The organism is Halioglobus sp. HI00S01, assembly GCF_001635445.1.
Taxonomy (GTDB): domain Bacteria; phylum Pseudomonadota; class Gammaproteobacteria; order Pseudomonadales; family Halieaceae; genus Halioglobus; species Halioglobus japonicus.
In genome coordinates, this window is the sequence record NZ_LWEE01000285.1 from 1 (window position 1) to 213 (window position 213).

Consider the following 213-nt stretch of genomic DNA (forward strand, 5'->3'; position numbering starts at 1 on the left):
CCTTCATAACTGACTTCGAACAGGTCATCCACGGGCCAGCTCCAGCAGGGCTTCGGCAGCCCGGTGCGCATAGTCGCGGCGCAGGGTGGCATGGATATCGTCGAAGGCACTGACCTGCTTCTGGGCGGCCTCACCGCCCTCCAGAAGCGGTTCTGCTGAGGCGGCCATGGCCTCCGCCGTGGCGCCATCCTGCAGCAGCTCTGGAACCAGTGC

Annotated in this window: 1 pseudogene; it reads right to left on the reverse strand. The window is 65.7% G+C overall.

Annotated elements, in window-relative coordinates:
* Positions 1 to 24: 24 nt before the first annotated feature.
* Positions 25 to 213: pseudogene (locus A3709_RS24140) on the reverse strand (lipid-A-disaccharide synthase); the annotation flags it as partial.